The following is a 15,684-nucleotide window of genomic DNA, read 5'->3' on the forward strand; positions in this document are numbered from 1 at the left end:
TTTAATACTTTACATTGCCTATAAAATCAAATTATTATTTTATAATTCATTTTTTTTATATAATATTTTGGGTCTCATTTTAGGGTATATTTTTCCTATAACTAAAGATATACCTGAAAATGTAATAGCTATGGGTCATCCTTGTAAAGTTATACGTGAAATAAAAGAATTTGATACTATACAAAAAGAAACAGAAACTAATTAGTCTCTGCTTCTTTTTTTAAATTACTAAATACTATTAATAATCCTATTATTCCCATTATTATTCCATAAATTAACATGGCTCCAACTGAATATTGCTCTATTATATATCCCCCAGTAATACTTCCTATTATAGCACCTATCATAGATGATACACCAACATATGCTTGACCTTTTACTCTATCTTCTGGTTCCATAATATCATTAGTATAGTATACTGCAGCAGGTAGATATATAGCATAACCTGTTATTTGTGTAAATTGAGCAAAGTAGAATAAATATATATTTGAATTCATATATGCTATTAAAGTAATAAATATTTTAACAACAAAAGTTATTACAAATATTCTAAATAATTTTACATATCCCAATTTTTTATTTAAATATATCATAGAATACATTATAGGTAATTCTACACCAGCTGCTATCATAAATCCTATCCCTACTTCACGAGATCCTTTACCCATACCAGTTAATATATTTAAAGCAAAACTGTTAATTAAAGTATGAGTCATTAAAACTAATGCTAGTCCTATCATAATATAGCAAAACTGTCTATATTTATTAAAGAAATACTTTATATTTCTATCTACATTTTCAGCTTCTATAACTTCTGCACTATCTTGAATTTTATCAAAGGTAAATATAGTTATAATTACTATAATACTTATTATTGCTGCCATTATAGGCATAAATCCAAATCCTATTTTTGATCCTATGGCCCCTAAGAAAAATGAAGCTGTCGCAAAAGATACTGAACCTAGTCCTCTTGCAAGACCAAAATTAATATTATATCCCTTATTTATATATTCAAATATAAAGGTATACATATATGTTTGAGCATTAAGTAGGCTTGTAACTAAAACTATATATACTAATGTTAGAATCAATTCACTTGTTATAAAAGGCATAATTAAAGTTGTCAACATAATTATGAACATAGATAACATTAAAGAATTCCTAACTGTTATTTTTTCATATTTTTCAATAAGTCTTGCAATAAATGGTTGTGCAAAAACAGAAAATAGTGATGCTATTGCTAAAATATTTCCTATACCTGAAGGTTCAAATCCTCTTTCTGTTAAATATGAATTAGCAAAAGCATATATACCGCAATATGCAAACCAAAAAGAACTTTGCATCAATATATATTTAAGACTCATTTTCATTTTAAATTTCCTCCTATATATCTAAATCTATATCAAAATCACTATCCCAGTCATCATCACTTAAATGAACAACTTCAAGTGTTTTTTCATAGTTTGTAGACTTTTTAGAGAAGAAATCATGTTGAGTAGTTTCAACATTTAATCCATTTAATACTATAGGGTTTACTTCTTTAACTTCGAATTCTTCTTCAAACCCTAAATTCATTAAAGCTCTATTCCCGTTATATTTAATATATTCTTTAACTTCAGAAGTAAGTTCTACATCTGAATATATTTCATCAGTAAATTTACATTCATTTTCATAAAGTTCATAGAATAATTTCATTATTTCTTCTTTTATTGCACTTTTTTCAACAAAAGGTAATTCTTCATATATTTCTTGTGCAAGTTTACCAACAAATACTCCATGTATAGATTCATCAGCTATAATCTTTTTAATTATATCAGAACTTGCTACCATTTGTCCTTGACCTGATAGCCAAAGAGGTAAGAAGAATCCACTATAGAAAAGATATGATTCTAAAAATACTGATGCAACTAAAGCTAAATATATTTCACGAGGAGTTGCTTCAGGGTTATTTAAAGCTTGATAATAATCATCTATCTTTTTAGCTTTAAATTGTAAATGATGGTTATCTTGAACCCATCTAAATATTTCATTTATTTCATCAGTTGAAGCAACTGTTGTAAATATAGTTGAGTAAGATTTAGCATGTATAGTTTCCATCATACACATATATGATAATACTGATCTACATTGTAATGAGTCAATATGATCTATTATTTTAGGCATACCTGTATGTGATTGTAATGTATCAAGTAGTGTAAGACCACCTAATACCTTTTTATATGCCTCACGCATTTCTGGACTTAAAGAATGCCATGAATCTATATCCTTTGATGGTATATATTCTGTATCTATCCAAAATTGTCTTAAATTTTGTTCCCAAAATATTTCTACATAATCATTATCTAATGTATTCCAGTTTACCGCTTTATATATCTTTTCCATCTTATTTCCTTTCTTTTATTAAACAGAACAACTTAAACATTCTTCTATTGTAGATTTTCTAGTTCTTGTATAATATAATGACTTAAGCCCTAATTTATGAGCTAATATGTATAATTTAGATAAATCTCTTGTTGTATCTGTACTCTTAGTATATAAAATAGTTGATATCCCTTGATCAACATGTCTTTGAATTACAGATATTAATTTTAATATATTTTTTTGATCCATATCATAAGCTGACTTATAGTAGAAGAAATTGTCATAATTTAAATATGGCATAGGATAGAATGTTGTTGAATCTCCATATTCTCTTACTTCAACCTTATCAACTATAGGCATTATAGATGCTGTTGAATTCATAATATATGATGTTGATTGATTTGGAGCTATTGCCATTCTATATGCATTATATACTCCATATTTCATAACATCTTCTTTTAATCTTGCCCAGTCTTCTACTGTAGGAATATGTATTCCTTCAAATAAGGCTTTAACTTTATCTGTTACAGGTTCAAAATTCTTATCTAAATATTTATCAAAATATTTACCATTTGCATATTCTGATTTTTCAAAGTCTTTAAATACTGTTTCTCTTTCACGAGCTATTTCCATACTTCTTTCAAGTGAATAGAAATTAACCATCATAAAGAATACATTACAGAAGTCAAGTGCTTCTCTTGATTCATATTGTATAAAGTTTTTAGCTAAATATCCATGTAAATTCATAGCACCAAGACCTATAGCATGTAATTCTTCATTAGCTTTTTTAATACTTGGAACTATATCTATATTAGTTATATCTGATACCATAGTTAAAGAATCTACTGCATCTCTAACTACATCTTTAACCCTTTTATTTTCCATAACAGTAGCTATATTTAAAGAACCTAAATTACAAGAAATACCACGTCTTATTGTATCTTGTTCGTAATAATGATTTATATCTGAAACTTCTGTTATTTGCATAATTTCTGTACATAAATTAGTAAACTTAACATCTCCTATATTTTTTAATGCGTGTTCACGATTTGCATTATCTTTAAAGAATAAATAAGGATATCCACTTTCTCTTTGAGTTTGAGAAATTTTAACTAAAAATTCTCTTGCATTTATTTTTTTCTTTCTAACATTAGGATTTGCAACTAATTTATCATACCATTCTGTCATATCTAAATCATCTAAATGCTTACCATATTCTTTATATACTGTATGTGGATAGAATGCATAACAAGGAAGATCCTCACTTGCAAGTTCCATGAATTTATCAGGAATAATTACTCCTATAGATAATGATTTTATTCTTATTTTTTCATCAACATTTATTTTTTTAGTATCTAAAAATTCTAAAATATCTGCATGGAAAACATTTAAATATACAGCTCCCGCACCTGGTCTTTGACCTAATTGATTTGCATAAGAAAAAATATCCTCAAGTATTTTAATTATAGGTAAAACTCCACTTGCACGTCCTTCTACACCTTTAATAGCTTCATTTCTAGCTCTTAATTTAGAAAGATTAAATGCAACCCCTCCACCTATAGATGAAAGCTTCATAGCTGAATCAAAAGCATAACCTATACCAGATAAATTATCTCCAATTTCATCTAAATAACATGAAACTAATTCACCTGATCTTTTTTTACCAGCATTTAAAAATGTTGGTGTTGCAGGTTGATATTCTTGATTGATTAACATTTCAGCATATCTTAGTGCTTTATTTTTATCTCCTTGTGCTAAAAATAATGAAACTATAGATATTCTATCTTCATATCTTTCAAGGAATTTTTCACCTGTATCATCCATCAAAGCATAACTTTGATAAAATTTAGAAGCTGCCATATATGATTGGAATCTAAACTTCTTAGAATATGTTAAGTCAAATACCTCTTTAATTTCTTCATATGTATACATTTTATAGAAATCTATATAGTAGTCATTATTTATTAGATAATCCATTTTTTCCTTTAAATTATGGAAAAATACTGTATTCTTATTAACATAATCAACAAAATATGAATAAACTGCCTCTTTATCTTTTTCAAGTTGCAATTTACCTTCCTTATCTTTAACCATAACTTCATTATTTAAATATATATGCCTCATAAATTACTCTCACTTTCCTTTATTTTTTCAATATATTTTTCAACATCAACATGAGTGCCTGATAATTCAAATTTTAAAACTAGTTTTATACCATATTTTTTTTGAATTTTATCTCCTGCCATACCAAAAAAAGGCCCCCAATTCATATTACCACTACAAGCAAGCGTTTTAATTAGCTTATAGTTATCATTATACGCTAAAAATTTCTTAGTTGTAGTACTAACATTACCTATACCTGTAGTAAAAGTAACAAAATGAGATGGTTTTGTAACAATAATATTTGGTGTTATTTTTATAATTTCAAAATCACCACATCTAGATACCTTTTTTACAAATCTTTCAACATTACCTGTTATAGAATCATAATAAACCATAATTTTACCATCCATTTCTAAGCCTCCTAACCACAACATATTGTGTTGATAAAAGTGCAGAAATACTGCATCTTCATAGATTATACTATGTTTATATTTTTTAATCAAGAACTAAAATCAAAATTCTTTTTTTCTATTAAATGTATCTTTAGAAAACCTTGTAAAATAGAGAAATTTACTAAAAAAATTTTTATAAAAACTTGGGAGCCTCAAACTCCCAATGAACTTTATTTCATTTTTAAACTTTTTAAATATTCTTTAGTTTCTTTATCTATACGTCTACTTTCAATAGCTTTTTGTATAGCCTTATTATGTGTCCATTTATCAAGTATAGGTTTTTCTATATATTTAATTGTAAATTCATATTGTTTAATTAATGCAAAACTAAAATACCAAGCTATCATCATTTTAACATAATAGTCTTTATTTTTTACACTAGATACAAGTAATAAGTCATCTTTACAAAAACTATCATCTAAAAAATTAGAAAGTAGAACTCCTATTGCATACCTTACCGTATAAACTTTCTCACTTTTAATCCATTTTTTTACTTTTTCATATACCTCATTTGGATATTTTTTAAATATATTAGGTAAAGGAGAATCACAAATTGCCCAATTATCTATAAAAGGAAGAAATCTTTCAACAAGTTCCATTGCTTTTTCAAAGTCTTTTTCATCACGAATAAGATTTAGATATAGTAACTTTTCTTCAAAATATACATATTCCTTCTTATTAAAAAAACTTTTTACTTCATCATTTCTTTCTTTTAAAAGAGTTTTAGCATACTTTCTAAGTATAGGAACTCTTATACCTATAATTTTTTCCTTATCTACTGTAGGTATAAGTTTTGAATTAAATTCTCTATACTCTATATCCTGCATAGATTTTAAATCTTCAATTATACTATTTTTCATAAGTTATCACATTTAATTTTTCTTTATCTAACTCACAAAGAAATACATTTCCTATTGAATCCACATTATTTTTTTTCAATTGTTCCATTAACCATTCTTCATCTTTATCTATAGCTTCTAATATATTCCTTTGTATAGTACCATCTGTTATTAAAGGAAATTTAGGATTTTCTTCTCCGTATTGAACCACTATTAATTGTCCATTTTGTTCTAAAAATGCCCTTTTAACTTTACTTACACTATATATATTTTGGCTTCTTAATTTAAAAGCAACTTCTTGTGCACTAAGCCCAACTCTTCTACATGCTTCAACATCTAATACACCTTTCTTAATAAATACCAAAGGCTCTCCATCTATCATTTTTTTGAAAAAATAGTTGTTAGTTTTTAAATATTTAAGACCTAAAACTAATATAACCCATATTAAAAGTACTATAAAAAACTGTAATATTGTAATTCCATGGCTATAAATAACCCCACCAATAATACCCCCTAAAACATAATTTTGTACTTGATCTGCAGCTGATGTAGGTGCAAGATTTCCCTTACCTGAAATATTTATTACAAAAATTATAGATAACAATCCTAATAATAATTTTACCATAATATTAAAATATAGCATTATTTATCAACCTCCACTAATTCTACATCTGGATTAACCAGTGTTATTTGTTCAAATAAGATACCACTATTACTATCTTTAATCGCTTTATAGTAAGTATTATTTATCTTAATAATAGTACCATAAGCATTCTCCCCACGAGTTATATATATTCTATCTCTAATAACTCCCATTTTACGTGAAACTTGTTCTATTAAGTTTATAGATTCATAATAGTTATGATTAGATAAATTATAGTTTCTATAATCTTCTATCTTTGAACAAATAAGTAATAACAATAACATCATAGTAATTATTACAAGTTCCCTATATTTACTTTCTTTTTTCTTTCTATAATACATATATACAGAAAAAATAACTATAATTGAAATAAAAATTATTCCACTTACCTTAGCTAAATTTAAAACTGAAATTTGTCTTCTTAAAAATTCATACGAATAAAATCTCATACTATATCCTTTCTATAATAACCTCTTGTTCAGATATATCTATATATGCTTTAGCTCCATATTGCATAATCATTTTAGGATAAGCGTGTCCAAAATTAAAATTATACCCTATACTTATATCATCATTTTTAAATACATCTAAATATACTTTTTTGTATTCTTCATAATATTTTTCATTTTGAGGCTTTCCAATTATTATACCACATATATTATTAAATATTCCAAAATCTCTTAAAGTAATTAACATAGATTTTAATTCTTCAGGATTTGGTTTTAGTTCTGATGTTTCTAAAAATACCAACTTATTTTCAAAATCTGCTGGATTAATTAAACCAAATTCTCTATTTACCAAAGTTTTATCATCATACCTAATACCTTTTATCATATCATATATACTTTCTATACATCCTCCTATAAGATTACCAGAAAATTTAGGACTACCTTTTAATAATTCATATCCCTTATTTTCAATATGAGAAATTCTTGATTTTCCTATATTTTCTTCTGAAAAACTTTCCCTTTCTTCATACCAAATTTTAGAAGGTCTATATATCATTTTATCTTGATTAAATAAATTTAAAAAACTTTCTTTTGAATAATCTAACATTTCATTATCAAGTTCTGCAAAACATGTTAAAAAACTTAATCCATAAAAGCTATTAACCCCTATTTTATTTAACATAAAGTGATTAATAGTAGAATCTGAATACCCTATAAATACTTTAGGATTTTTTTTAATTATTTCCATATTCTCTTGTGTAAATAAATATTGCGCTATTTTATATGTATCATCTCCACCTATAGCACAAATTATTCCCTTTATTTCACTATCTGCAAAGGCTTCTATTAAATCTTCACACCTTTTATCTGGATTTTCTTTAATATATTGCATACCTTTTAAACTATTTTTCATAAAAACAGGAATAAGTTCAAATTCTTCTAATCTTTTAGTTCCAATCTTTAATTGATGAGAGCAAAATACTTCTCCTAAAACACCACTTGATAAAGAAACTATAGATACTTTATCACCCTTATTCAATTTATACATATTATCACCTCAATAAATTTTAACATTTATAGATTTTTCTATCAAGTATTGAATAAATTAAAAGTATTTAAAAATTCCAGTACTTTTAAAATATTTTGAAAATTTATTACTCTTTTGATATAATTTAAGTAATAAGAAATAGAAAGGGGCAATATATGTCTACACCTTTAATGAAACAATATAAAGAGATAAAAGAACAATATAAAGAATATATTCTATTTTTTAGGTTAGGTGATTTCTATGAAATGTTTTTTGAAGATGCAGAAATTGCTTCAAGAGTACTAGGTTTAACACTTACATCTAGAAATAGGGAAAAGGATATGCAAGTACCTCTTGCAGGTATTCCTTATCATTCTTCTAAATCATATATTGCAAAACTAATTCAAGCTGGGTATAAGGTAGCTATATGCGAACAAACAGAAGATCCTAAAACTACTAAAGGACTTGTTAAAAGAGAAGTTGTACAGATTATAACATCTGGAACTGTACAAGATATAGATTCTATTGATTCTAAATCAAATAATTACCTAGCCTGTATTACACAAAATAGCTCAGGATTTGCAATAGCTTTCCTTGATGTTACTACTGGAGAATTTAAAGTTTTAGAAACTGATGATGATAATTTAATAAGTGAGATATATAAATTTGAACCTAGTGAGATTATATTAACTCAATCTTTAAATGATAAGCTAGATGATGTAATCGGTAAATTAAATATAAGCAAAACAATAGTTACTCGTATTAATGATGCTGAAAATTTCTTAAAAAACTATTTCAAAGTTGCTTCCCTTGATAGTTATGGAATATTTGGTAAAAAAAATATTATAGAAGCATGTGCATTAATACTTGATTATGTTCTTACTCTTCAATTTAATAATGAATTAAATATCCAAAAAATTGAAGTTATTAATAAATCTGAATTTGTTGAAATATCTTCATCAACACTTAGAAATTTAGAAATCATTAAAAATCAAAGAGATAAAACTACATATGGATCTTTACTTTGGATACTAGATAAATGTAAATCATCTATGGGAAGTAGAAAATTAAAACAATTACTACAAAATCCTCTAATTGATTTAAATGAAATAAATAAAAGATATGATGACATAGAATATTTAACTACTCAGATTATAATACGTGAAGAAATCAGAGAATTATTAGATGATGTATATGATATAGAAAGATTAATGGGTAAAATAATATTTGGTAATGAAAATGCACGTGATTTATTAGCTATTAAAAATACTATAAATTCAAGTATAAAAATGTATAATCTGTGGCCTGAAAAGTTCAAAAACATTGATTTTAATGCATTAAATGATATTAGAAATAAGATAGAAAGTACTATACTTGATGAAGTACCTTTTTCTGTAAGAGAAGGAAATATGATAAAAGAAGGTGTAAATCAAGAACTTGATGAACTAAGAAATATCATGAATAACGGTACTAATATTTTACTTGAAATAGAAGCACGTGAACGTGAAAAAACAGGAATTAAAACTTTAAAAATAAAATATAATAATGTTTTTGGTTACTTTATAGAAGTTTCTAAGTCTAATTTAGACTCTGTTCCTGATACATATATTAGAAAACAAACTATTTCTAATGCTGAAAGATTTATTACTGAAGAAATTAAAAGCTATGAAGATAAAATAATTAATTCAAAGAGTAAAATAACTGAAATTGAATATAGTCTTTTAAAACAACTAAGTTCATATATTAAAGAGTTTAAAAATATATTCATAGAACTTTCAAATGCTATTTCATACATAGATATACTTACATCTTTTGCATTAGTTTCTATAGAAAATGGATACATACGACCTGAATTTAACAACAATGATATATTTGAAATAAAACAAGCTCGTCATCCAGTTGTCGAAAAATTAATTGGTGATAATCATTTTATTGCAAATGATGTTTTCTTCAATACAAAAGATAGATTTATTATTCTTACCGGGCCTAATATGTCAGGTAAATCGACATATATGAAACAAATAGCCTTAATTTCTATTATGGCTCAAATAGGTTGTTTCATACCAGCTAAAAGTGCTAATTTAAATATAGTAGATAAAATACTTACAAGAATAGGAGCAAGTGATGATATTATATCAGGTCAATCAACATTTATGGTTGAAATGAGTGAAGTGTCTTCTATAATTAATTCAGCAAGTAAAAATTCACTTGTAATACTTGATGAGGTAGGACGTGGAACTTCAACTTATGATGGACTGGCAATAGCTTCATCTATATCAAGATATATAGTAGAAAATATTAATCCTAAAACAATATTTGCAACACATTATCATGAATTAACTGAACTTGAAAATCAATACGATACTATTTCTAATTACAGAATAGAAGTTGAAGAAAAAGCAGGACATGTTAACTTTCTTAGAACTATAGTAAAAGGTGGTGCAGATAGATCTTATGGTATAGAAGTTGCAAAACTAGCAGGTCTTCCAAAAGAAATCATAAGAGAATCAACTAAACTACTTAAAAGTTTAGAAAATAGTAAAAATACTAATATATCTGAACCTTCTTTATTTGATAATTTTGATTATGTAAATTATGATAAAATAGAAGAACTTGAAAATACTATATCTGAATTAGAAGATAAATTGAATATGATAAAAAATATTGATACTAATAATATGACCCCTATTAATGCCTTACTTAAATTAGAAGAATTAAAGGAAAGTTTAAAATAAGAAATTAAGACTGAATTTTTTTGAATTCATTTTATTAAATATAGCTTCAAATATTCATTTTAAGACTGATTCAAGGTACTTGAAACTATTTAAATTTCATAGTATAATCACCCTAATAACAAATTAAAAAGGAGACTAACTATGAAGCATTTGAAAAGAATATTTATCACATTATTAATGTTATGTTCAACTTTAGCTTTTTCTAATTTTAGTTATAAAGCTCAGTATAATCTTATAAAAGGAATATATACACTAAAATTTGGACATACTCATGAGCAAAACTTATTAATTAAATTTAATGATAATGCTAAAGACGTTCAAAAAGTTGAACAAAAAGAAACTATTAAAATTGATGATACAAAAGTTTTTGATGTTAAAATGGCACATTTAAAGGGTGAAATTAAATTAGATGTACAAATGGATCAAACTGTATCATTAATTACAAGTCATGCACCTGGAAGTGCTCTTCCTTATTCTCTGTATGATGAAAATGGAATAAAAATTAGCTTTGTAAATGAAAATATTTTAGATAATTCAAAAAATGATATTTATCGTGGATATTTCAAAGATGATATGATAAAAGATAGACCTAATTTCTCAGACTGGCAAGGTTCTTGGAAATCAGTTTATCCTTTACTTTTAGCTGGAAATTTAAATTCTGTTATGGAAACAAAAGCTAAAAAAGCGGGTAAAGAAACACAATATTATATAGATTACTATAAAGCTGGTTATATGACAGATGTTGAACGTATAGATATTAATAATAATACTGTTACTTTCTACAAAAATGGTAAAATGATTAAAGGTGAATACATATATGAAGGATACAAAACACTAAATTATGCAAAAGGTAATAGAGGAGTAAGATTCCTATATACTTTAAAATCTGGTGATATGGAAGCTCCTAAACATTTACAATTTAGTGATCATAACATTTATCCTACTCATGCTTCACATTTCCACTTATTCTTTGGAAATAAGACACATGAAGAATTATTTAAAGAAATGGAAAATTGGCCTACATACTATCCTGTATCTAATACAACACAAGAAATAATAGATGATATGTTAGGACATTAAAATATACACTTAATTAAATTAGGGTCGTATTTACGACCCTAATTATTATTTAAACCCATGATATCTTTCTATAATATCCCATGCGTTATTAATCTTATTTGTTAATTCTGTTGCTTTTTTCTTATCATTTTCATCTTGATAAAAATCTGGATGATATTTCTTTAATAAAGTATTTCTTTTTTTCTTTTTAACCTCAAAAGAATCGCTTGGATCTGCACCAATTACTTTACATGCTTCCTGATACTCATTTTCTCTATTATCATATACATTTTCCCCATAATTACTATAACTATTATAACTACTATAACCACCATAACTTTGATTTCTGTTATATGCATTTCTAAATTTTTCCCAATCATCATTAGAGTAATATGTATAATTTGTTTTTATTCTTCCACCAAATATAAAATATATAATAAATAGAATAGCAATTATTAATAAAAGCGGGCTAAAAGCTATTATCACTAATAAAACCAAAAATATTTTAAGTATAGTCCATAATACACTATTTCTATTATCAATTAATACTCCCAGTAATAAGATTATAAAAAGTATTACTATTATTGACATCTCTTCTCCTTTATCATTAAATTTATTACTAACTAAATATATCATATTTTATACTTTAATTCAAACACTTTAATTTCACTTATTTTTCTAAAATAAGTTCTACTTTATCATCAACAACTTTTATTAATATATTACAATTTGAATTAATATTTTCTTTTAAAATAAGTTTTGATAAACTTGTTTCTAATTCTTTTTGTATAAATCTCTTAATTGGTCTTGCACCGTAATTTGGATCATATGCATTTTTTAAAACATAGTCAATTAAGTTATTATCATATTTTAGTGTAATTAATCTATCTTCTAATTTCTTATTCATTTTTTCAAGTTCAAGTCTTACTATAGATTTAACACTTTCTTCATTTAATGAATTAAATGTTATAATTTCATCAACCCTATTTAAAAACTCTGGTTTAAATCTTGCTTTAAGTTCTTCTTGAACCAAATCACTTTGTCCATTTAATATGTATTGAGATCCTATATTAGACGTCATAATAATAATTGTATTCTTAAAATCAACTAATCTTCCTTTACCATCAGTTAATCTACCATCATCTAAAACTTGTAATAATACATTAAATATATCAGGATGAGCTTTTTCTATTTCATCTAATAAGATAACTGAATATGGTTTTCTTCTAACCTTTTCTGTTAATTGTCCACCTTCTTCATAACCTACATATCCCGGAGGTGCTCCTATTAATCTTGCGACTGAATGTTTCTCCATATATTCACTCATATCTATTCTAATTATTGCATTTTCATCATCAAATAAATTCTTAGCAAGTTGTTTAGTTATATATGTTTTACCTACTCCTGTAGGTCCTAAGAACATAAATGATCCTATAGGTCTATTAATATCTTTAAGACCTGCTCTTGATCTAAGTATAGTATCTGCTATAGCTGTTATAGCTTGATCTTGTCCTATTACTTTTTCTTTTAAACTATCTTCTAAAGATAATATTTTTTCATTTTCACTTTGTACTAATTTCCCTACTGGTATACCAGTCCATTTAGCAACTATTTCTGCTATTTGTTCTTTACCAATAATTTGAGAAACAAGATTATTATTTTCTGATTTTTCTCTAACTTCTTGTAATTCTTTTTCAAGATTAGGTATTATTGAATATTCATATTCAGCTGCTTTTGCATAATCTGCATTTCTTTTAAATTCTTCTAATTTATATTTAGATTCATCTATCTTTTGTTTTAAATTTTTAAGTTTTATAACATTTTCTTTTTCTGTATTCCAATTTAATGTTAATCTACTTTTTTCTTCACCTAATTCTTCTATTTCTTTAATAATTTCATTAAGTCTTGCACGACTTATTTCATCTTCCTCTTTCTTTAATGCTTCTCTTTCTATTTCAAGTTGAGCATATTTTCTATTTATAGTGTCAAGTTCTACTGGAACTGAATTAATTTCAGTTTTCACTCTTGCACATGCTTCATCTATTAAATCTATAGCCTTATCTGGTAAGAATCTATCTTGTATATATCTATCAGACATAGTAGCTGCTGCAACTATAGCTCCATCAGATATTCTAATACCATGATATTGTTCAAACTTTTCTTTAAGTCCTCTTAATATAGAAATAGCATCTTCTACTGTTGGTTCAAATACTTGTATAGGTTGGAATCTACGTTCAAGAGCTGCATCTTTTTCTATATATTTTCTATATTCTGCAAGTGTAGTAGCTCCTATTACTTCAATTTCTCCTCTAGCAAGCATAGGTTTTAATAAATTAGAAGCATTCATTGCTCCATTATTACCACCAGCACCAACTATATTATGTATTTCATCTATAAACAAGATTATTTTACCTTCATTTTTTTCTAATGTATCAACAACTGATTTTAATCTTTCCTCAAATTCTCCTTGATACTTAGCACCTGCTATTAATGCTCCCATATCTAAAGAAAATACAGTTTTATCTTTCAAATTATCAGGTACATCTCCACTAAAAATTCTTTGAGCTAACCCCTCAACTAAAGCTGTCTTACCAACACCAGGTTCACCTATTATCATCGGATTGTTTTTATTTCTTCTTGAAAGAATCTGAATTAGTCTTCTAATTTCATCATCTCTTCCTATAACTGGATCTAATTTACCACGAGCTGCAAGATTAACTAAATCTTTACCATATTTTTCTAATGCATCTAAATTTTCTTCAAATGAATCAGAACTTACCTTACTTCCTTCTAACATTTCAGTTATTATTCCTTCAACTTCTTTTATATCTATACCAAAATTTTTGATTTTTAAAGTTGAAAGTAATAAATGTAATATAGATATATACTCATGATTATATCTACTAGCAAGCTCACTTGCACTATTTAACATTTCACTAAATTCACGAGAATATTGTAAATTAGCTCCCCCACTAACCTTAGGCATAGAATCTAATTTAGTATATATTTCTTGTTGCAAAAGATTTTTATCCTTACCTATTTTATTAAGTATAGAAATTGTAGTTTCATCGTTAGATACTAATTCTAACATTAAATGTTCTAACCTCACTTCACTACTTTTAAATTTACTTGCAAAGTGCATAGCATTTTCTATTGCCTGCATTGCACGTCTTGTAAAATTACGCATATTTATCACTCCATTTTCAATATATTTTATCGTTAGCACTCAACTACTCTAACTGCTAACAAGTATATATTATATCATTTTTTTCAAAATGTCAATAGAAAATATGTAAAAGGATGAAAAAAATTTTCCCATCCCTAAAAATCATTTAAATTCATACCCAATTTCTCCCAATAAACTTACCTTTTGCAAAACCTCCTACATTAAAGTTGTTATATTTAACCCCAATTTGACCTTTAGTCATGTATAAAAAACGTGCATTAATTTTGTTATTATTTCTTTCTAAATAAAACCTTATTAACCCCCAAAGAAATACCAGACCCTACATCTAAACTAACCTTCTCTGTAATTCTAGAATTTATTAAATAACTTAAAGATAGATCTCCTTCTATAATATAATCATTTTTAACTACTCAATACATTATCATATTTAAATGACACAAAAATTAAGTCAATAAAAAATACTTGACAAAGAAAAAGAAATAGTATAAAATAAGGTAGATAAAAAATTTGGAGGAATATAGATGTTAAAATTAAGACTTACAAGATTAGGAAGAAAAAAATCACCATTTTATAGAATAGCTGCTATGGAAGCATTAGGAAAAAGAGACGGTAAAGCTGTTGCTTACTTAGGAACTTACAATCCATTAGTTGCTGAAAATCAAGTAAAAGTTAAAGAAGAAGAAGTTTTAAGATTCTTATCAAACGGAGCACAACCAACTGAAACTGTTAAATCAATTTTAGTTAAAGAAGGAATCTGGGCTAAATTTGAAGCTTCAAAGAAAAAATAAATATATAATAAACGCACTCAATTAGAACATGTACCAACAAA

At 25.9% G+C, this 15,684-nt stretch carries 13 protein-coding genes and 1 pseudogene; 4 read left to right on the plus strand and 10 right to left on the minus strand.

Going from position 1 to position 15,684, the window contains the following annotated elements; all coding sequences use genetic code 11:
- A pseudogene (locus tag AYC59_RS05885) lies at positions 1–205 on the plus strand (hypothetical protein); the annotation flags it as partial.
- Here AYC59_RS05885 and AYC59_RS05890 read toward each other — a convergent pair.
- From AYC59_RS05890 to AYC59_RS05925, 8 genes are all read right to left on the minus strand, one after another.
- Entirely contained in the window at positions 198–1,370 is a 1,173-nt protein-coding gene (locus AYC59_RS05890; RefSeq protein ID WP_066896294.1) for an MFS transporter, read from the minus strand. The pseudogene AYC59_RS05885 and the gene AYC59_RS05890 overlap by 8 nt on opposite strands.
- A gap of 13 nt (positions 1,371–1,383) precedes the next feature.
- Positions 1,384–2,382: a class 1b ribonucleoside-diphosphate reductase subunit beta gene (gene nrdF / locus AYC59_RS05895; protein WP_066896297.1), complete on the minus strand. Its 999-nt coding sequence runs from the start codon at positions 2,380–2,382 to the stop codon at positions 1,384–1,386.
- A gap of 18 nt (positions 2,383–2,400) precedes the next feature.
- Entirely contained in the window at positions 2,401–4,485 is a 2,085-nt protein-coding gene (nrdE, locus tag AYC59_RS05900; protein ID WP_066896300.1) for a class 1b ribonucleoside-diphosphate reductase subunit alpha, read from the minus strand.
- The gene (gene nrdI / locus AYC59_RS05905) at positions 4,482–4,874 is read right to left on the minus strand and encodes a class Ib ribonucleoside-diphosphate reductase assembly flavoprotein NrdI (RefSeq protein ID WP_245620674.1); all 393 of its coding nucleotides are present in this window, start codon (positions 4,872–4,874) and stop codon (positions 4,482–4,484) included. Before nrdI ends, nrdE begins: the two co-directional genes overlap by 4 nt.
- Positions 4,875–5,086: 212 nt before the next feature.
- Complete coding sequence (locus AYC59_RS05910; protein WP_066896303.1) at positions 5,087–5,776, minus strand: DNA alkylation repair protein; 690 nt, start codon at positions 5,774–5,776, stop codon at positions 5,087–5,089.
- Complete coding sequence (locus AYC59_RS05915; RefSeq protein WP_066896306.1) at positions 5,766–6,398, minus strand: DUF421 domain-containing protein; 633 nt, start codon at positions 6,396–6,398, stop codon at positions 5,766–5,768. Before AYC59_RS05915 ends, AYC59_RS05910 begins: the two co-directional genes overlap by 11 nt.
- Entirely contained in the window at positions 6,398–6,847 is a 450-nt protein-coding gene (locus AYC59_RS05920) for a DUF3290 family protein (RefSeq protein WP_066896309.1), read from the minus strand. Before AYC59_RS05920 ends, AYC59_RS05915 begins: the two co-directional genes overlap by 1 nt.
- A 1-nt stretch (position 6,848) precedes the next feature.
- A complete protein-coding gene (locus tag AYC59_RS05925; RefSeq protein ID WP_066896313.1) occupies positions 6,849–7,895 on the minus strand; it encodes a S66 family peptidase in 1,047 nt (348 codons plus the stop codon).
- A 155-nt stretch (positions 7,896–8,050) separates the two neighbouring features.
- Between AYC59_RS05925 and mutS the strand changes: the two genes are divergently transcribed.
- Together mutS and AYC59_RS05935 are read left to right on the plus strand one after the other, a co-directional pair.
- Positions 8,051–10,609, plus strand: coding sequence for a DNA mismatch repair protein MutS (mutS, locus tag AYC59_RS05930; protein WP_066896316.1), 2,559 nt, complete (start codon positions 8,051–8,053; stop codon positions 10,607–10,609).
- Positions 10,610–10,750: 141 nt separating this feature from the next.
- Positions 10,751–11,689 (plus strand): ZinT/AdcA family metal-binding protein, encoded by a 939-nt coding sequence (locus AYC59_RS05935; RefSeq protein WP_066896319.1) that lies wholly within the window; start codon positions 10,751–10,753, stop codon positions 11,687–11,689.
- A 45-nt stretch (positions 11,690–11,734) separates the two neighbouring features.
- Here the strand turns inward: AYC59_RS05935 and AYC59_RS05940 are convergent, their stop codons facing one another.
- Both AYC59_RS05940 and AYC59_RS05945 read right to left on the minus strand, forming a co-directional pair.
- Positions 11,735–12,259 (minus strand): J domain-containing protein, encoded by a 525-nt coding sequence (locus AYC59_RS05940; protein ID WP_066896322.1) that lies wholly within the window; start codon positions 12,257–12,259, stop codon positions 11,735–11,737.
- Positions 12,260–12,338: 79 nt separating this feature from the next.
- Positions 12,339–14,855 carry an ATP-dependent Clp protease ATP-binding subunit gene (locus tag AYC59_RS05945; protein ID WP_066896325.1) on the minus strand — a complete coding sequence of 839 codons (2,517 nt, stop codon included), beginning with the start codon at positions 14,853–14,855 and terminating at the stop codon, positions 12,339–12,341.
- Positions 14,856–15,376: 521 nt separating this feature from the next.
- Here AYC59_RS05945 and rpsP point away from each other — a divergent pair.
- Complete coding sequence (gene rpsP / locus AYC59_RS05950) at positions 15,377–15,643, plus strand: 30S ribosomal protein S16 (RefSeq protein WP_066896328.1); 267 nt, start codon at positions 15,377–15,379, stop codon at positions 15,641–15,643.
- Positions 15,644–15,684: the final 41 nt, after the last annotated feature.

The organism is Pseudostreptobacillus hongkongensis, assembly GCF_001559795.1.
GTDB lineage: Bacteria > Fusobacteriota > Fusobacteriia > Fusobacteriales > Leptotrichiaceae > Pseudostreptobacillus > Pseudostreptobacillus hongkongensis.